We start from the raw sequence: 18,599 nt of genomic DNA, 5'->3' as shown, positions 1-18,599 counted from the left end.
GCGAAGCCGCCGGCCGCCGACGTCGGTCGAGGCCCGTCGGTTGAAATCCGTCGGCGCGCGGCTCAGTGCCGCCAATGCGCGTCGAGCTTACCGATCAGCATGGCGCGTTCCTCGGGCGTCACGAACGAGGCCTCGAAGCCGTTGCGGATGATCGTGTAGACCTCGGCGTCGTCGAGTTTCAGCGCGTCGATCGTCGCCAGATAGTTCGCGTTCACGTAGCCGCCGAAATAGGCCGGATCGTCGGAATTGACGGTCACCGCGACGCCGCGATCGAGCAGGTCCTTCAGCGTGTGCCTGGTCAGGTCGTCGAACACGCACAGCTTCAGGTTCGACAGCGGGCACACGGTCAGCGCGACGCGCGTATCGGCGAGACGCGTAACGAGCGCCGGGTCCTCGATGCTGCGCACGCCGTGATCGACGCGGTCGACCTTCAGCACGTCGAGCGCCTCGTAGATGTAGGACGGCGGGCCTTCCTCGCCCGCATGCGCGACGAGCTTCAGACCGAGCGCGCGCGCCTTCGCGAACACGCGCTCGAACTTCGACGGCGGATGGCCGCGTTCCGACGAATCGAGCCCCACGCCGATCAGCCGATGCTCGTACTGCTCGAACAGCGGCAGCGCTTCGTCGAAGGTGGCGAGCGCATCGTCCTCGGACAGATGGCGCAGGAAACACAGGATCAGCTTGCTCGACATGCCGCGCTTCTCCGCGTCGGCGAGCGCGCGTTCGATGCCGGCCACGACGGTCGCGATCCGCACGCCGCGCTCGGTATGCGTCTGCGGGTCGAAAAAGATTTCGCTATGCACGACGTTGTCGGCGAGACAGTGCTCGACGTAGGCCATCGTCATGTCGTAGAAGTCCTGCTCGTGCAGCAGCACGCTCGCGCCCGCGTAGTAGATGTCGAGGAACGATTGCAGGTCGGTGAACGCATAGGCGGCGCGTAAGGCTTCCACCGAGTCGTAGGCGAGCTTCACGCCGTTGCGTTGCGCGAGCGCGAAAATCAGCTCGGGTTCGAGCGAGCCTTCGATGTGGATATGCAGCTCGGCCTTCGGTGCGCGCGCGGTTTTGTCGGCGAGCGTAACGGGGGAAACAGGGGTAGCGGTTGTCGGGTTCATCGTGGTTTGGAATTGTGTGGTGGGTAACGAGCGGCGCAGGCCGCGTATCAAACCGCCTGCGTCGGGTGGCGCGCACCCGCGTTCGCCTCGACGGCCTGCAACACCTGCGCGGCCGCCGAGATCGCGATGACCTCGGGCGACTTGTCGACGATGCCGTCGACACCGAGCGGACACTTCATCCGCGTGATCCGCGCCGGATCGATGCCGCGAGCCGCGAGCCGATGCTCGAACTGCTTGCGCTTGGTATGCGAGCCGATCATGCCGAAGAACGCGAAGTCGCCGCGCCGCAGGATGCGTTCGGCCAGTTCGAGATCGCGCGCGTGGTTGTGCGTCATCACGACGAAGTACGTGTTCGGCGCGGCCTGATCGATCGCCTCGTCGGGTGCGTCGTTCGCGTCGATCGTCACGTTCGCCGCGTGCAGCGCATCGAGCGACGGAAACTGCGCGTCGCGCTCGTCGACCCAGCGCACCGTGCAAGGCAGTGTCGCCAGCACGCGCACGAGCGCCGCGCCGACGTGACCGGCGCCGAACAGCACGACGGCGAATTCGCCCGGTGCGATGGTTTCGGTCAGGAGCGCGCTGCTGTCGTCGAAACCGGCGCCGTCCCACAGCAGACAGTCGGCGCCGTCGATGCCGGGCTCGGGCTCGGACAGCATCACCGCATCCGGCGCGGGGCCGAATGATACGCTACGCACCGTCGATTGCCCCGCCGCGAGGCGCTTGGCGAGCGACGTGAGCCAGCCGAGATCGCCGACGTCGAGCCGCTCGAACGCGAGGATCACGGCGCCGCCGCAGCACTGGCCGAGGCTCGGCCCCAGCGCGAAGCGTTCGAGCCGCCGCATGTGCGGCGCGCGCATGCCGTCGCGCAGCACCTGGCGCGCGGTATCGATCGCCTTCCATTCGAGGTGGCCGCCGCCAATCGTATGCTTGGCCGCCTCGCGCGTGACGATCATCTTCGTGCCGGCTTCGCGCGGCGCCGAACCTTCGACGCGCGCGACCGTCACCAGCACGGCGGCGTCGCCATGCGCGAGCAGATGTTGCAGGTCAGTGAGCCAGGCTTGCATCCGGCGATTCTCCGTGGGGGGCCGCGTGGGGCGTTTCCGCGGCGGGTTGCGTGTTTGTGTCGGTGCTATCGGGGTGCGCGGCGGCTTCGGTCCGATCTGCGGTCTGCGACGCGTTCATCGCACTCAACGTGTCCAGCGCATCGAGTATCGCCTCGGGCGTCGCCGGCGCGCGCAACGGCGGAGCATGTCGCGCGCCCGGCACTGCGGCCGCGATCGCGTCGCAAATCGCGAGAAACACCGAAAACGGCAGCAGCAACGGCGGCTCGCCGACCGCCTTCGAGCGGAACACGGTCGGCTCGGCGTTACTGTTGTCGTAGAGCCGAACGTGGAACGCGGCGGGCGTGTCGCTGACCGCGGGAATCTTGTACGTCGACGGCGCGTGCGTCATCAGGCGGCCGTCGCGGCTCCACCATAGCTCTTCAGTGGTGAGCCAGCCCATGCCCTGAATGAAGCCGCCTTCGATCTGGCCGAGATCGATCGCCGGATTGATCGACTGGCCCGCGTCGTGCAGCAAGTCCGCGCGCAGGAGCTTCCACTCGCCGGTCAGCGTATCGACGACGACCTCCGACACCGCCGCACCATACGCGAAGTAATAGAACGGATGACCGGTCAGCGACTTCGCATCCCAATGCACTTTCGGCGTCGCGTAGAAGCCGTCCGACCACAACTGCACGCGCGCGAGATACGCGGCGTTGACGAGCTGTTCGAACGGCAGCGCGCCGCCGTTCACCGACACGCTGCCGCGCGCGAATTGCACGTCGTTCGCGTCGCCGCCGAGCTGGCGTGCCGCGAGTTCCGCGAGCCGCGCGCGGATCGTCTGCGCGGCGGCTTCGGCAGCCATGCCGTTCAGGTCGCTGCCGGTCGAGGCCGCCGTTGCCGACGTGTTGGCGATCTTCGAGGTGTCGGTCGCGGTCACCCGGACGCGCGCTAACGGCAAGCCGAACTGGTTCGCGACCACCTGCGCGACTTTCGTGTTGAGCCCCTGGCCCATCTCGGTGCCGCCGTGATTGACGAGCACGGAGCCGTCCTTGTACACGTGCACGAGCGCGCCGGCCTGATTCAGGAACGGCACGTTGAACGAGATGCCGAACTTGACCGGCGAAAACGCGAGGCCGCGTTTGAGCACGGGACTCTTCGCATTGAATTCGGCGAGTGCCGCGCGACGCGCGCGGTAGTCACTCGAATCTAGCAGCGCGTCGGTCAGCGGCGCGATGATGTTGTCTTCGACGCGTTGTCCGTACGGCGTCGTATCGCGTTCGCCGACGCCGTAGTAATTCGCGAGCCGCACGTCGAGCGGATCGAGCCGCAGCTCGCGCGCGATGCCGTCGAGCAGCACCTCCATCACGAGCGCGCCCTGCGGTCCGCCGAAGCCGCGAAACGCGGTGTTCGACTGGGTATTGGTCTTGCAGCACAGCGCGACGATATCGACGTCGGACAGGTAGTACGCGTTGTCGAAGTGGCACACCGCGCGCGTCGCGACCGCGCCGGACAGATCCGCGGAATAGCCGGCGCGCAATGCGATTTCGACGCGCACGCCAAGCAGGCGGCCTTGCTCGTCAAAGCCCGCTTCGTACTCGTAGACCGCATCGTGGCGCTTGCCGGTGATCAGAAAGTCGTCGTCGCGATCGGCGCGCAGCTTGACCGGGCGACGCAGGCGTTGCGCCGCAAGCGCGGCCACGCACGCGAACAGCGCCGATTGCGATTCCTTGCCGCCGAAGCCGCCGCCCATGCGCCGGCATTCGCAGACGACGTTATGCGCGGGCCAGTCGAGCATGTGCGCGACGACCTGCTGCATTTCGCTCGGATGCTGCGTCGAGCTGTAGACGAGCATGCCGTCCATTTCCTTCGGCACCGCATAGGCGATCTGGCCTTCGAGATAGAACTGCTCCTGGCCGCCGACCTCGAACGTGCCAGCCAGTCGATGCGGCGCGGCGGCGATCTTCGCGTCGGGGTCGCCGCGCCGCAGATGCAGTGGCGGCAGCACGAACTGTTTCGCGGCTTTCGCATCGGCGGCGGTGAGGATCGCGTCGAGCGGCTCGTAGCGGATCACGTCGTCGCTTTTCGCGAGCGCGGCGGCGCGACGTGCGAGTTCGTGGCTCTCGGCGATCACCGCGAAGACCGGCTGGCCCAGATAGAGCACTTCGCCGTCGGCGAGGATCGGATCGTCGTGCAGCACCGGGCCGCAATTGTTTTCGCCGGGGATATCGTCGGCGCTCAGCACCGCGATCACGCCGGGCGCGTTTCTCACCGCGTCGAGATCCATCGACACGATGCGCGCATGCGCATGGCGCGACAGGCCGAGCGCCGCGTGCAGCGTGCCGTGCAGCTCGGCGATGTCGTCCGTGTAGGTCGCTTCGCCGCTGACGTGCAGCGCGGCGGATTCGTGCGGCAGCGGTACGCCGATCGACGCGTCCTCGCGTTGATCGGCACGCGCGCCCGCGCGTTCGATAAAGGCATCGGTGCGGTTCATCACGGCGACTCCTTCACGACGGCTGCGTCCGCCTCGAACGCGAACGCGTTCACGTCGCAGAGCGCGAGCGGCGCGTCGTCGCGCGTTTCGAGGTAGAAGCGCCACAGCAGATTGCGCGCGATCTTCAGCCGATACGCGCTCGACGCGCGCATGTCGGTGAGCGGCTGATAGTCGGCGGCGAGCGCGTCCATCGCGCGACGGGCCGTCGGTTCGTCCCACGCCGCGCCGTTGAGGGCGGCTTCGGCATGCGCGGCCCGCTTCGGCGTCGCCGCCATGCCGCCGAACGCGACCCGCGCCGCGCGGATCGTGCCATCTTCCGCGACGTGCAGCGCAAACGCCGCGCACACCGCCGAGATGTCCTGGTCGTAACGCTTCGCCACCTTGTAGGTGCGAAACCGCAGCGCGCCGGCCGGCCGAGGCACGCGCAGCGCGCTGACGAATTCGCCTTCCGCGAGCGCGGTCTTCTGATAGCCGAGGTAGAACGCGTCGAGCGGCACGGTGCGGGTCGTGCGATCGCGGCGCAACTCGACGGCGGCGCCGAGCGCGAGCAGTGCCGGCATCGAATCGCCGATCGGCGAGCCGTTCGCGACGTTGCCGCCGAGCGTGCCCGCATTGCGGATCGGCAGCGATGCGAAGCGCGTCCATAGTTCGGCGAGTTCGGGGTAGTCGGCGGTGAGCGCCGCGTATGCGTCCTCGAGCGTGACCGCCGCACCGATGGTCTGCGTTTGCGCGTCGCGCGCGATCGTCTTCAGTTCCGCGACGTTGCCGGTGTACAGCAGGTCGCCGAGATCGCGGAACTGCTTGGTGACCCACAAGCCGACGTCGGTGCTGCCCGCGACGATGCGCGCGTCCGGATACTGCGCGCGCAGGCTCGCGAACGCGTCGAGCGTGAGCGGGGCGTGGAAGGTGGGCGAGCCGAAGGCGGCGCCGCGGGTGCCGGGCGCGCTGTATTCGAACGTGTCTTCGCGTTGCAGCGTGCGCAGCGTGGCCGCGATTGCCTCGCGATCGAGCGCGACGCGTGGATGCTGCGCGTAGTCGAACATCTTCTGCGCGGCGTCGATGATCGGCCGGTAGCCCGTGCATCGGCACAGATTGCCGGACAGCGCGGCGTCGATTTCATGGCGGGTCGGCAGGCCGGCGCTGACGGGCTGGTTCTCGTAGAGCGCCCACATAGACATGACGAAGCCAGGTGTGCAGAAGCCGCATTGCGAACCGTGACAGTCGACCAACGCCTGCTGCACCGGATGCAGCGCGCCGTTCGCGGCGCGCAGGTCTTCGACGGTGAAGAGGGCGCGGCCGTCGAGTGTCGGCAGGAACTGGATGCAGGCATTGACCGCCTTCAACGTGAGGTCGCCGCGCGCATCGAGTTCGCCGATCACGACCGTGCATGCGCCGCAGTCGCCTTCCGCGCAGCCTTCCTTGGTGCCGGTGCAGCGTAAGTCCTCGCGCAGGTGCTGCAGCACGGTGCGCGTCGCGGGAACGCCCGCGACCTCGCGGACGGCCCCCTGGTGGTAGAAGCGGATGGTTTGCGTTGTCATGGCGAATCGGAAGACAGTGCGGACCGGGCGCGCGTTACGCATGGGGTCGCAAAAGCCGGCCTCGCGCACGTAGATCGCCATCCATACCCGAAGATAGCACTACCCCGGCCAGAAAATATTTCCCGTGTCGCATGAAGCTCATGCGGCGGCGGTCATGATCCCCGTACGATTCGCGCCGAGGCGAGAAGTTGCCTGCGCGGAGCGGGGGCCGAGAGGAACGGCGCGCGATCGCGGAACGTCGCGCAGAAAAAACGCCGGACTTCGGTGCCCAGCATGGGCAACACCAAGTTCGGCGTCATTGGCGATGCGAATCGGTAAGCACCCTGGCGGCGAGTGCGGCGCTTCAGGCGGCGATCGAAGCTCGCTCGACCAGGCTTGCCCGCCGTCAGGACACCCGACGATGGCGATTGCGCACCAGGCTCAGCACCAGCGCGACGAACGCGACGATAAACGCGACGCCCGACCACATCGGCAGCGTCAGCCCGAGAATCGGCGGATATGCGGTTTCGCACAGGCCCGCGACCTTGAACACGCTCGGCAGCCAGTGCGCGGGGGGCAGGCTGTCGACCACCGGCTGCAGTGCGTCGAAGCCGCAGCTGAAGCCAGGATTCGCCTGGATGTACACATGGCGCGCCGCGGTCGCGATGCCGGCGAGCGCCGACAGCGCCGCCATCACTTCGAGCAGGCGCACGCCGCGCCAGTGCCTGAACCACGCGCCGAGGAACGCGAAGATCGCGATCAGCAGGAAGAAATAGCGCTGGATGATGCACAGCGGGCACGGGTCTTCGCGCAGGCCGAACTGCAGATACAACGCACCGCCCACGAGGGCGAGGCAGATCAGGCCGAGCAGAACCAGCAGGGTGCGCTCGCGGCGCAGCATTGCGGAGTCGTTAGTCATGGATCATCGATTGGTCTGAAGACGAAAGGGCGGGTGCCCGCGATTCTAGCGCGAACCCCGGCCGCGCCGGGCGGGAAACCCCGGCGTTCTTTACCGGATCGCTTTCAGCACTGCCTCGGCCGCGCGGCCGATCGCGAGCAGCGCGTCGTCGGCGTGCGGTGCGCCCGCCAGCATCAGGCCGACCGGCGCGTCGCCGCGCAGATGGCACGGCAGCGACAGCGCGCAGCTATCGAGGAAGTTGAACGCGCTCGGATTGCGCAGGATCAGCGCATTGGTGCGGCCGAACGCGTCGTCGTCGTTGAGCAGGTCGGCGAGGCGCGGCGGCACGACCGGCACGGTCGGCGCGACGACCGCGTCGAAACGCTGCCACAGCGTGCGCGCGGCTTCGTCGAGCATCGCGTCGCGCTCGGCGACGAGGTCCAGATAATCGACCGCGCTGGCCGGCTGCCCCTTCATGATGCGCACGAGCACGCGCGGATCGTACTGCTCGCGATGCTTGTCGAGCAGCGGACGATGCCACGCATACGCCTCGATCGACGAAAAGCCAAAGCGGTTGATCTCCGGCAGCCGGTCGAGCGGCGCGAAGCGCACCTCGCTGACGATCGCGCCGGCCGCCTCCAGATGCTTGAGCGCGGTATCGATCGCGCGCGCGACTTCGGGCTCGACGCCGTCGGTCACGAAATTGGTCAGCACGCCGAGGCGCACGCCTTCGAGCGGCCGCGCGGCCGGGATGCGCGGCTCGAGCCCGGCGAGCATCCGGTCGACCAGCGCGCAGCATGCGACCGACACGCCGATCGGCCCGAACGAATCGAGCGTCGACGACAGCGGCACGCCGCCCTGCTTCGGGATGCGCGCGGCGGTCGGCTTGAAGCCGGTCAGCCCGCACAAGGCGGCCGGGATGCGGATCGAGCCGCCGGTGTCGGTGCCGAGCGCGACCGCGGCCATGCCGTCGGCGACCGACGCGGCCGCGCCCGACGACGAGCCGCCCGAAATCCGCTCGTCGCCCTTCACGCCGCGCCGGTACGGCGACAGCGGATGGCCGTAGTGCGGATTCAGGCCGAGTCCGGAAAACGCGAACTCGCTCATGTTGGTCCGCCCGACGATCACGGCGCCGGCCCGCTTCAGACGCGCGACCGCGACCGCGTCGGCCTTCGCGGCGGGCGCGTCGGCGAGCACGACGGAGCCCGCGCGGGTCGGCTGGCCTTCGATGTCGAACAGGTCCTTGACCGATAGCGGAATCCCGGCGAGCGGCGACAGCACGGTGCCGGCCGCACGCAGGCGGTCGTGCGCGTCGGCGGCGGCGCGCGCGGCGTCGGTGTCGACGTGCATGAAGACGGCGGCGCCCTGGCCAGCCGGATCGGCGATCCGGTCCAGCGCGGTTTCGACGAGCGCGCGGCTCGTCGTGCGGCCGGCGGCGAGATCGGCGGCAAGCTGGGCAAGCGGCGGGAAGGGGGCGAATTCAGTGGCCATGATGTCGGTAGAAATCCGGTTGAGCGCAGCGCGGGCGCATGAGCGAGGCAGTGCGGAGCCAAAGGGAAAGGTCCGTCCGCATTGTAGAGCAAGGTTTTGCGGCCGAGCGGCCTGCTACTGGCGGCGCGGCGCGCGAATTCGCCAAAAAGATGGCTGGTTCGTTTGCTACACTGCGCTTTCCGAGATTACTGTTTGTAAGGAAGGCGCTCATGCACCATGGCATCGGCTTCATCCAGGATCTGGCCGTCGTGATGGCGCTGGCCGGCGTCGTCACCGTGCTGTTCCATCGCCTGAAGCAACCGGTGGTGCTCGGCTATATCGCGGCCGGCGTGATCATCGGACCGTACACGCCGCCGTTCCAATTGATCCACGACGAACAGACGATCCAGACGCTCGGCGAGCTGGGTGTCGTGTTCCTGATGTTTTCGCTGGGCCTCGAATTCAGCCTGCGCAAGCTGTTCAAGGTCGGCGCGACGGCGATCGTCGCCGCGCTCTCCGAAATCGTGCTGATGCTGTGGATCGGCTACGAGATCGGCAGCGCGTTCGGCTGGACTCCGATGGACTCGCTGTTCCTCGGCGCGATCCTCGCGATCTCGTCGACGACGATCATCGTGAAGGCGCTGTCCGATCTCGGACTCAAACGCGAAAGCTTCGCGCAGCTCGTGTTCGGCATTCTGATCGTCGAGGACATTCTCGGTATCGCGATGCTCGTGCTGCTGACCGGCATCGCGCAGACCGGGCAGCTGTCGGCCGGGCTCGCGGCCGTCACGCTCGGCAAGCTGCTGCTGTTCATGACGGTGTCGCTGCTGGTCGGCGTGCTGCTCGTGCCGCGCGCGCTGAACTACGTCGCGCGCACGGGCAGCGACGAGATGATGCTCGTGTCCGTGCTCGGCTTCTGCTTCGGCTTCTGTCTGCTGGTCGTCAAGCTCGATTACAGCATCGCGCTCGGCGCGTTCCTGATCGGCGCGATCATGGCCGAGTCGCGCCATCTGCATCGGATCGAGCATCTGATCGCGCCGCTGCGCGACGCGTTTTCCGCGATCTTCTTCGTGACGATCGGACTGATGCTGAACCCGGCCGTGATGCTCGACTACGGATGGCCGATCGCCGTGATCACGCTCGCGGTGATCGTCGGCAAGATCGTGTCGTGCGGGCTCGGCACGTTTCTGTCGGGGCAGGACGCGCGCACCTCGATGCGCGTCGGCATGACCGTGTCGCAGATCGGCGAGTTCTCGTTCATCATCGCGACGCTCGGTCTGACGTTGAAGGTGACGAGCGGGTTTCTGTATCCGATCGCGGTCGCCGTGTCGGCATTGACGACGCTGACGACGCCATATCTGATCCGCGTCGCCGATCCGCTCACGCGCCGCATCGGGCAGGCGATGCCCGCCACGTTGTCCAACGTGTTCGGCATGTACGGGCAATGGCTGCGCAGTTTGATCACGGCGCGCGGCGAGCCGACGCTCATCAGCATGACGCGGCGGATCGTATTGCAGATCGCGGTGAATCTCGCGCTCGTCGCGGCCATTTTCCTGGCCGTGTCGTATAGCGCGCCGCATAGCGGCCGGCTGCTCGCGCACTGGCTCGACGAAGAGCCGCTGCAACGCGTCGTGCAGTGGAGCGTCGCGCTCGTCGTTTCGCTGCCGTTTCTCGTGGCCGTGTATCGCAAGACCAAGTCGCTCGCGCTGCTGCTCGCCGAAGTCAGCGTGCAGCCGACCACCGCGGGACGCTTCACGAGCGCGCTGCGTCACGCGATCGCCGATCTCGTGCCGATCGTGTCGATGATCGGCGTGTTTCTGCTGGTGGCGGCGCTGTCGGGCAGCATCCTGCCGCCGACCGGCCTGCTCGTCGCGGTGCTCGTGTGCGCCGCGCTGCTGCTCGCGCTCGTGTGGCGCTGGTGCGTGAAGATTCATGCGTCGATGCAGATCGCGTTGCGGGAAACCTTCGAAGAGCGGCCGGATCCTTGACTCATCGGGGTCGGTGTAACGCTTCGCAACAATGTGAGCAATTGTGTGCGGGTTTGCGGGGCCTGCAGCACTGACGGATAATCAGGGCATATTCATTCGTTCGCGTGTAAGGCGCCCGTCCGACAGTCATGAGCGAAAACAAACCCGAAAACGCCGGCACGACCGGCAGTCCGCAGCCGGCCTCCCCCGCGCCGAGCAGCGCACCGGCCGAACCGGCCGCCTCGCTTCCTCCGTCGCATGAAGATGCCACCCGGTCGGCCGCCAAAGACACGAGCCCGGCGGCCGAGGAGGCGATCGCGAGGTCGTCGAGCGACGATCCGCTCAGCGCATCGTCGGTCACGCCCGAAGATCCGCGAACGGCGCGGCTGCGCGACGCGGCCGAGGCGCGCAGCGCCGCCGCCGAATCGACCGCGCGGCAGGAAGCCAAGGTGCACGAGCGCGAAGCGCGGCGCGCTGGTACGTACGCCGGCGGCGCGACCATGGTGAAACCCGAGCCAGTCGTCAAACCGACGGCGGCCGCCGGCAAGCCGCACGCGGGGGGCATTAGCGCCGCGGACATCGCCACCGACGACGAAATCGCCACCGAGGCAGCCGCCGCACCCGCGGCGCGCGCGCCCGGCTCGCCGCCGCCCGGTTTCGGCGCGGCACCCGATTTCAGCGCCACGAACCCGCCGCCACCCAACGCGCTTCCGCCGTCGCCACCGCGTTATCTGAAGCAGAGCGACTCCGCGTGGAGCGTGTTCGGCCGCATCATCGCGGCGCGCGCGCGGCAGCTGTTCGATCGCGCGGGGCAGCGGATCACGCAGCGCACGCTGCGCATCGGCGTGTCGGCGCGCATCTTCCATCCGGAACCGGGCGCGAAGGGCTTGCGCGGCAAGACGCTGCAGTATCTGGAGGAGTCGATCGCGCACTGGGTGATGTCGCGCGACGTGCTGGTGTTCATGATCCCGACCGTTGGTCATCAGGGCATGCTGCACCCGAGCAACATCCGCCTGCGCGACTATGCGAAGCATCTCGATGGCCTGCTGCTGCAAGGCGGCGCCGACGTGTCGCCGCAGACGTATGCGGAATCGGCGACCAGCCACGAATGGCCCGGTGACCGCGTGCGCGACATGTACGAGCTCGAGCTGCTGCACGAGTTCGTCGAATCGGGCAAGCCGGTGCTCGGCGTGTGCCGCGGCTGTCAGCTGATCAATGTCGCGTTCGGCGGCACGCTATATCAGGACATCGCGACCGAAGTGCCCACCGCGAACGCCCACGTCAACGAAAACTACGATCAGCACCGGCACGGCGTGCATTTTCCGGATGGCTCGACGCTGCTGAACATGTTCCCCGGACGACGCGACGCGATCGTCAATTCGATCCACCATCAGGCGGTAAAGACGCTGGGCCGCGATCTGAATATCGAGGCGGTGTCGGCGTCGGACGGCATCATCGAGGCAGTGCGCTACCGGCGCGCGCCATTCGTGATGGGCGTGCAGTGGCACCCCGAGTTTCATCGCGCGGGCGGCCCGGAGCTGCTCGATTGCACACCGTTGCTCGATACGTTCCTGCGGGTCGCGCGCGAGACGCGGTTTTAAGCATGGCGGGTTTGCGTTGGCGCGGCGTGCGCGGTCGAGGTTGAGTCCGCGGCGTGGTTGCGCATCGGTCCCGCGCTTTCGCTGTTTTCCCCAGCCCGACGGAGCCATTCCATCCATCTGACGCACTGTCACGTTATGTGGCAGTGCGTTTTCTTCTCTCGAAATAATCAGGAGTGCGAGATGGGTGGCGTCTTTATTTTGCGACTGTGATTTCGGGATGGAGTGATTCGCTGCACCAACCATCTATCTCGATTTCGAGCGTGTCCATACAGTGCCCACGAGCTTCGCGTCGCGATAAATCCGCGCGATAATCCAACGTCATTCTGGATCGGCGTGGAGCAGGCATATGAAGTACTCCTTGGTTATCCGGCGCGCTATGTTGCTCGCCGGTGTCTATGCGTTATGGCATACGGGTGTTGCGGTGGCACAGCAGGACAGCGTGAGCGCGCCGCTGGTGGGCACGCGGCCGGCTCCAGGGGAGTTGGCGCCGCGAGAGGCTGGCCCCCAGTCCGTCGCTGAGCCCGAGGTGTCCGCGAATACCCCCTCCGCCGCGCGCGGCGACGTCGCCGATTTGATCCAGTTGATCCACGACGCGAACCTCAGCGAACTGCGCACGACCTACAACGGCAGCTACGGTGCGAGCCTGTTCTTCCATCCGCCGCGGATGACGTACTACGTCGCGTTGTTTCAGAACAAGCATTTCTGGCGCGTGATCAGGAGCGATTCGGCAGAGCGCGCGGAAGCGATCTACGCCGGTTTCGCGCAGCAGACGCAGCAACTCGCGGACGTCGAGATTCATCGCACGCGGTTGCAGGCGCAGAATGCGTATCTGCAGGGCAGCATCGCGATATCGCAGCAGCGGGCGCAACGGCTGCAGACCGATCTCGACGTCGCCCGCACGCAGCAGGCGAAGGTCGACGACCGGCAGCGGCAGACGCGCGACGAGGCGCTCGCGCTGCGCGCGGAGCGCGACAACGCGCAGGCGCAATTGCGTCAGCTTCAAAGCGCGGTCACGCGCTTGCAGCAGCAGACGGAAGCGGGTTTGCCTGCGTCGAAGTAACGGCGGCGCTCATTGCGCGAATTGTTCCGGGATTTCGGTGACGCGACGCTGCGATATGTGGTTCATCCACTCGGTGCTATTTGCCGGCAGATTGTTCGACACGGTGGAGCGCGGCAGCGGCGCGACGTCGCGCAAAGACATCATGGCGAACGTCGTTACATCAGCGTATCCGTCTTCGCCGAACCTGGTACGAACGCGCGCTTCATGCGATGGGTCATTCGCGGCATGGCGATTTACCGGAAGCGGATGCGTTTGCACGCGAAGCGCACGACGCGGAGGCGATGAGTGAATCGTGTCACGCGGGGTGGGCGCATGTCGCGTGGCGGTGCGCTGAGGCAAAGCCACGATGCGCGCGGGTGCGGCGGCGGCCACGTCGACAGGTAATGGCGGAAGCCCAGGAGCCGGTGTGACGGCCTCCGCAATCACCGGTGCCTCGGCACTCGCAACCAGATGCTGCGCACGACGCTTTTCTAGCGGCGCCGGCGCATCACGACGGGGCATCAGAGCTTGCGCCGATTTCAGCATGTCGGAGGTCATATGCCGCTGCGCCGGAGGCTGATCGACGATCCACCACGCCAGCACCAGGACGCAGCCGATTACGCCGGCACTCGCCGCGACCGTTCGCCGATGCCGCACAGTGCGCCGCTGCGCGATTCGCGGCGAGCGGGCCTTGAGCGCGATTCGCATTGGACCCTGAGGCACCTTCCGTTGCATAGCGGGATGCGCCGCCGTCGCGGTATTCGACGGTTCCCCGGCAGGCTGCGTGGCGTTCGCGACGGGCGTCTCTGCCGGCCGCTTCATGTCAGTTAGCACGCCGGTCAGCACGCCGTCGATCGACACCCACTGCCCATACGACAGCAACTGCTGATCTCTGACGCACATGGTGCGCAGCAGCGCGGCATACAGCGAATCGAGCCCGGTTCGCCAGCGCTGAGCGCCGGACAGCAACGCCCAGTCGCGGCCGAACGGTTCGGGCAGGTGGTCGAGCGCACGGAGAGGGGGAAGCGCAAATGCGCCTTCGATCAAGATGAGCGGCGTGCTGGTCATCGGTTTCTTCCGGTGTCTCGGACAGGCTCACCGGTGCGGCAGTGACGGAATCTGTAGGGGGCCGATGAAGCCATCGGCAACAGAAAATCATGCCTCGAAACTACGTCGTCCACCGTTCAGATGACTCCGAAAACAGGGACGCTGCCGGCGCGCGCCGTCCCCGCGACGCCACGCGCTTCACGCACACTCAACCACGGCGTTCAAGCCTTCAACCGGTACACGTAGCGCAACGCGGTGATATCCACGCCGCCCATCTGATCGGGCTCCGCGCCGACCAACTGCCAGCCGTGTCGCTCGTAAAAGCCGATCGCCGCCGTATTGCCCTCGAGCACGTACAGATACAGCTGTGCCTCGCCTTGCGCGCGCGTCCAGTCTACGGCCGCGTGCATCAGTGTTTTGCCGACGCCGATGCCCTGATAACCGGGCAGCGCATGCAGGTTGTCGAGCAGCACACCCCACGCGGACTCGGGCTGGCGCTCGACACACACGAAGCCGGCCGGCTCGCCGGCCAGCTCGGCGATCAGCACGATGCGGCGCTCGCCGCCCGGCGCGCCGAGACGTGCTTCCCAATAGGCGGCGCGTTCGCGCGTGACTTCGCCGTCGAGGAACGCGTCGGGCAACAGACCGCGATAGGTCGCCTGCCAACTGGCGCTGTGGATCGACGCAATCAGCGCGGCGTCCTCGAGCGTGGCGGGGCGCAGGGAAAGAGCAGGGGTGGTTCGCATCCGAGTAATCGACTGAATGGCCTCGCGCGGACAGTCTACCGCCGCCCGCGGGTGTCGCGCGTAAGCAGACTGTATGCGTTTCGCGTCGACCCTATCAGCAGTAACATTACGTGGCTTCGGCCCGACATCGAGCTCAGCGTTTACCCTCATATCGAATGAGCCCCGTGAGCAGCAAAATGCGGCGCCCCCGGACGCACTTGCTTATACCTGTGCGTCCGCCTGCAGCATCCGCTTGCCAAACGCAGTGGATCGTTTCAACTGCCCGCTCGTCACCGTCCGCGTCGATCCGTCCGACAGGGCGGCGGGCCCATCTGAGAGTGTCATGTCTACAGCGACCCACGCCGCTTCCACCACCGAAGAATCCAAGGTCAAGACAGTGTTCCGCGTTGTCAGCGGCAACTTTCTTGAAATGTACGACTTCATGGTCTATGGCTACTACGCTTCCGCGATCGCCAAGACCTACTTTCCTGGCGGCAGCGATTTCGCGTCGCTGATGCTGTCGCTGTCCGTGTTCGGCGCGGGCTTCCTGATGCGTCCGCTCGGCGCGATCGTGCTCGGCGCCTACATCGACCATCACGGCCGTCGCAAAGGCCTGATCCTCACACTGAGCCTGATGGCGCTCGGCACCCTGACGGTCGCAACGATACCGGGCTACGCGACCATCGGGCTCGTGGCGCCCGTGCTGGTGCTGCTCGGCCGGCTGCTGCAAGGCTTCTCCGCCGGCGCTGAACTCGGCGGCGTGTCGGTGTATCTGTCGGAGATCGCGACGAAGGGCAACAAGGGCTTCTATTGCTCGTGGCAATCGGGCAGCCAGCAGGTCGCGGTGGTATTCGCCGCGCTGATCGGCGTGATGCTCAACAAGATTCTGCCCGCCGAGCAGATGTTCGCGTGGGGCTGGCGCGTGCCGTTCCTGATCGGCTGTCTGATCGTGCCGTTCCTGTTCATCATCCGCCGCTCGCTGCAGGAAACCGAGGAGTTCACGGCGCGCAAGCATCGTCCGAGCGTGGGCGAGATCCTGAAGTCGATGCTCGCGAACTACCCGATCGTGCTGGGCGGCATGGGCATGGTCGTCATGACGACCGTGTCGTTCTACATGATCACCGCTTACACGCCGACCTTCGGCAGGGAAGTGCTGAAGCTGTCGGCGATCGACGCGCTCGTCGTCACCGTCTGCGTCGGTATCTCAAATCTGATCTGGCTGCCGTTGTCCGGCGCGTTGTCGGACCGCATCGGCCGCCGTCCGGTGCTGCTCGCGTTCACGATCCTGACGATCCTCACCGCGTATCCGGCGCTGCAATGGCTCGTCGCCGAACCGTCGTTCGCGCGTCTGCTCGCGGTGCAGCTGTGGTTGTCGTTCCTGTACGGCTGCTACAACGGCGCGATGGTCGTCGCGCTGACCGAAGTGATGCCGGTCGAAGTGCGAACCGCTGGCTTCTCACTCGCGTACAGTCTCGCGACGACGATCGGCGGCTTCACGCCGGCCATCGCCACGCTGCTGATCCACGTGACCAGCAACAAGGCGGCGCCGGGCCTGGTCCTCGGCGTGGCGGCAATCTGCGGTCTGCTCGCGACGCTGTTCCTGTATCGCACGCCGGAGTCACGCAATCAGTATCGGGCGGCCTGACGGTTCACTTCGTGTTCTGAAAACAAAAGACCCCGCGATAGCGGGGTCTTTTGTTTGCGGCGTGTGGTCTGTGGCTACCCGTGCCGCAATTCGTTAGCGACCGCCTCGACGACTTCATCCCACGCGCCCGGCCGCGGCTGACGCACGAGCGTCGCGCCGGGATACCACGGGCTGCGCGTATCGCCGTCGAACCAGCGCCAGTCGGCGGCGAACGGCAGCATCAGCCACAGCGGCTTGCGCAGCGCGCCCGCGAGGTGCGCGATCGACGTGTCGATCGACACCACCGCGTCGAGCCGCTCGACGATCGCCGCGGTATCCGCGAAATCATCGATACGGTGGTCGAAGCGATGGATCGCGGCCGCGCGCGGATGCGCATCGAGCGCCGCGCGGTCGTCCTCGGACAGATCGGGCTGCAACACGATCCAGTCGATGCCATCCAGTGCGAACAGCGGCTCCAGCGCGGCGAGCGGCATCGTGCGGGTTTCGTTGCGCTGGATGCGCCCCGACCATGCGATCCCGATCTTGCGCTTCGCCTGACCGCCGAGCGAGCCGCGCCATTTGCGGCCATAGGCCGGCGGCACGCTCAGATAGGGCGTGCGCGCGTCAATCGTGTCGTAGCGCGTGCCGAGCGCTAGCGGCAGGCTCAAGAGCGGAATCTGCAGATCGGCGGCGGGGCGCGGCTGGCCCTGCGCGATCAGCGAGACGCGCCATTCCTGCGCGACGGGCGCGAAGAGCGGCACCAAGTGCGGCTGCACTTCCAGCACGACGCGCGCGGCGCGAAGCGCTGCGCGCGGTACGAAGCGCACGAACTGCAGCGTGTCGCCGAAACCCTGTTCGGCATGGATCAGCAGCGTGTATTTTTCGATCGACTCGCCGTGCCAGCGCGGCAACGTCTGGATCACCGGTTGCGCGACGGTTTGCAAGCGCCATTCGTATTCGGGCAACCCGCGCTCGAAGTCGCGCATCGCGAGCCACGCGAGCGCGCGGTTCATATGCGCGGACGCGAGATCCGGGCGCAGCCGCAACGCCTGATCGAGCGCGCGCACCGCGGCCGTGTGCGCGCCGAGCGCCTGGTGCGCGGTGCCGAGCGCAAGCCACGCGAGCGCGAATTGCGGATCGAGCCCGACCGCGCGCTCCAGATACGGCAGCGCCTGTTCGGCACAGCCGAGCGCCGCGAGCGCGTTGCCTATGCCATAGATCGCGGGCGGCAGGTTCGGCTGCAGACGCAGCGCCGCTTCAAATGACGCGACTGCCTGCGCATGGCGGCCGGTCGCATCGAACGTATTCGCGAGATTGAAGTGCGCGGCGACGAAGCGCGGCTCGGCGGCGAGCGCGGCCTCGAAGCAGGGCACCGCCTCGTTCGGCCGATCGAGCGCGTTCAGCGACATGCCCATGTTGTTCAGCGCGCCCGCGTGACCGGGGCGCAGCTCGAGCGCGCGCCGGAACGACTCGATCGCGTCCGCGTGACGGCCGAGCGCGTGCAGCGCGTTGCCGAGATTGTTGTGCGACGACGCGTCGTTCGGCTGCAGGCGCAGCGAACGTTCGAACGCATCGGCGGCGTCTTCGTGACGGCCTAGCGACGCGTACGCGTTGCCGAGGTTGTAGTGCGCCATCGGGAAGCTCGGCGCGAGCGTCAGCGCGTTGCGGAACTGCTCGATCGCGGCGTCGATCTGGCCGAGCGCCTTCAGCGCATTGCCGAGGTTCAGCTGCAGCGCCGCGTCTTCGGGGCGCAGATCGACCGCGCGCCGCACCAGCGCCGCCGCTTCGGCGTGCTGGCCCTGCTGGTGGCGCAGCACGCCGAGCAGATGCAGCGCGTCGACGTGGCTGGGGTCGTGGTCGAGCGTGGCGCGGTAGCCGCGTTCGGCGTCGTCGAGGCGGCCGTCACGATGCGCCGCGAATGCGCGGTCAAATACAGGTTGCATGACGGGGAGGGCATTTGGATCAATCAGACTGAGGGCGCATTTTCCCATACTTGCGCAAGCGGCCCGGATTTGCGCGGAGCGTGAGTTCATGGGCAACGACGGATGGAACCCCCGCGCGACCC

The 18,599-nt window shown here is 67.0% G+C and carries 13 protein-coding genes; 4 read left to right on the top strand and 9 right to left on the bottom strand.

The window, feature by feature from the left end; genetic code table 11:
• Positions 1–62: 62 nt before the first annotated feature.
• The 6 genes from OKW28_RS30875 to OKW28_RS30850 all read right to left on the bottom strand — a co-directional run bounded on the left by OKW28_RS30875 (position 63) and on the right by OKW28_RS30850 (position 8,552).
• Positions 63–1,112 (bottom strand): adenosine deaminase, encoded by a 1,050-nt coding sequence (locus tag OKW28_RS30875; protein WP_429451202.1) that lies wholly within the window; start codon positions 1,110–1,112, stop codon positions 63–65.
• Between the two features lie 47 nt (positions 1,113–1,159).
• A complete protein-coding gene (gene xdhC / locus OKW28_RS30870; RefSeq protein ID WP_429451200.1) occupies positions 1,160–2,176 on the bottom strand; it encodes a xanthine dehydrogenase accessory protein XdhC in 1,017 nt (338 codons plus the stop codon).
• Positions 2,157–4,646, bottom strand: a complete 2,490-nt coding sequence (xdhB, locus tag OKW28_RS30865; protein WP_429451198.1) for a xanthine dehydrogenase molybdopterin binding subunit — start codon at positions 4,644–4,646, stop codon at positions 2,157–2,159. Before xdhB ends, xdhC begins: the two co-directional genes overlap by 20 nt.
• Positions 4,646–6,184 (bottom strand): xanthine dehydrogenase small subunit, encoded by a 1,539-nt coding sequence (gene xdhA, locus OKW28_RS30860; RefSeq protein WP_429451196.1) that lies wholly within the window; start codon positions 6,182–6,184, stop codon positions 4,646–4,648. Before xdhA ends, xdhB begins: the two co-directional genes overlap by 1 nt.
• A 385-nt stretch (positions 6,185–6,569) precedes the next feature.
• The gene (locus OKW28_RS30855; RefSeq protein ID WP_429451194.1) at positions 6,570–7,082 is read right to left on the bottom strand and encodes a disulfide bond formation protein B; all 513 of its coding nucleotides are present in this window, start codon (positions 7,080–7,082) and stop codon (positions 6,570–6,572) included.
• Positions 7,083–7,172: 90 nt separating this feature from the next.
• Positions 7,173–8,552, bottom strand: a complete 1,380-nt coding sequence (locus OKW28_RS30850) for an amidase (RefSeq protein ID WP_429451192.1) — start codon at positions 8,550–8,552, stop codon at positions 7,173–7,175.
• Between the two features lie 209 nt (positions 8,553–8,761).
• Here OKW28_RS30850 and OKW28_RS30845 point away from each other — a divergent pair, with 209 nt between their 5' ends.
• The 3 genes from OKW28_RS30845 (at position 8,762) to OKW28_RS30835 (ending at position 13,159) form a co-directional block, all read left to right on the top strand.
• Positions 8,762–10,519, top strand: coding sequence for a cation:proton antiporter (locus OKW28_RS30845; protein ID WP_429451190.1), 1,758 nt, complete (start codon positions 8,762–8,764; stop codon positions 10,517–10,519).
• A 128-nt stretch (positions 10,520–10,647) separates the two neighbouring features.
• On the top strand, positions 10,648–12,099 hold the full coding sequence (locus tag OKW28_RS30840) for a gamma-glutamyl-gamma-aminobutyrate hydrolase family protein (protein ID WP_429451189.1): 1,452 nt from the start codon (positions 10,648–10,650) through the stop codon (positions 12,097–12,099).
• A gap of 346 nt (positions 12,100–12,445) precedes the next feature.
• A complete protein-coding gene (locus tag OKW28_RS30835; RefSeq protein ID WP_429451188.1) occupies positions 12,446–13,159 on the top strand; it encodes a DUF2968 domain-containing protein in 714 nt (237 codons plus the stop codon).
• Positions 13,160–13,168: 9 nt separating this feature from the next.
• On the opposite strand, the gene OKW28_RS30830 is transcribed toward OKW28_RS30835, so the two are convergent.
• Complete coding sequence (locus OKW28_RS30830) at positions 13,169–14,206, bottom strand: hypothetical protein (protein ID WP_429451186.1); 1,038 nt, start codon at positions 14,204–14,206, stop codon at positions 13,169–13,171.
• A gap of 200 nt (positions 14,207–14,406) precedes the next feature.
• On the bottom strand, positions 14,407–14,931 hold the full coding sequence (locus tag OKW28_RS30825; protein ID WP_018421404.1) for a GNAT family N-acetyltransferase: 525 nt from the start codon (positions 14,929–14,931) through the stop codon (positions 14,407–14,409).
• Positions 14,932–15,253: 322 nt separating this feature from the next.
• On the opposite strand from OKW28_RS30825, the gene OKW28_RS30820 reads away from it, so the two are divergent.
• A complete protein-coding gene (locus OKW28_RS30820) occupies positions 15,254–16,555 on the top strand; it encodes an MFS transporter (RefSeq protein ID WP_184027616.1) in 1,302 nt (433 codons plus the stop codon).
• Positions 16,556–16,629: 74 nt separating this feature from the next.
• On the opposite strand, the gene OKW28_RS30815 is transcribed toward OKW28_RS30820, so the two are convergent.
• The gene (locus OKW28_RS30815) at positions 16,630–18,477 is read right to left on the bottom strand and encodes a tetratricopeptide repeat protein (RefSeq protein WP_429451184.1); all 1,848 of its coding nucleotides are present in this window, start codon (positions 18,475–18,477) and stop codon (positions 16,630–16,632) included.
• Positions 18,478–18,599: the final 122 nt, after the last annotated feature.

It is taken from the genome of Paraburkholderia sp. 40, from assembly GCF_050434105.1.
In the GTDB taxonomy this organism is placed as follows: domain Bacteria; phylum Pseudomonadota; class Gammaproteobacteria; order Burkholderiales; family Burkholderiaceae; genus Paraburkholderia; species Paraburkholderia tuberum.
This window is presented reverse-complemented; position numbering and strand designations above follow the sequence as displayed.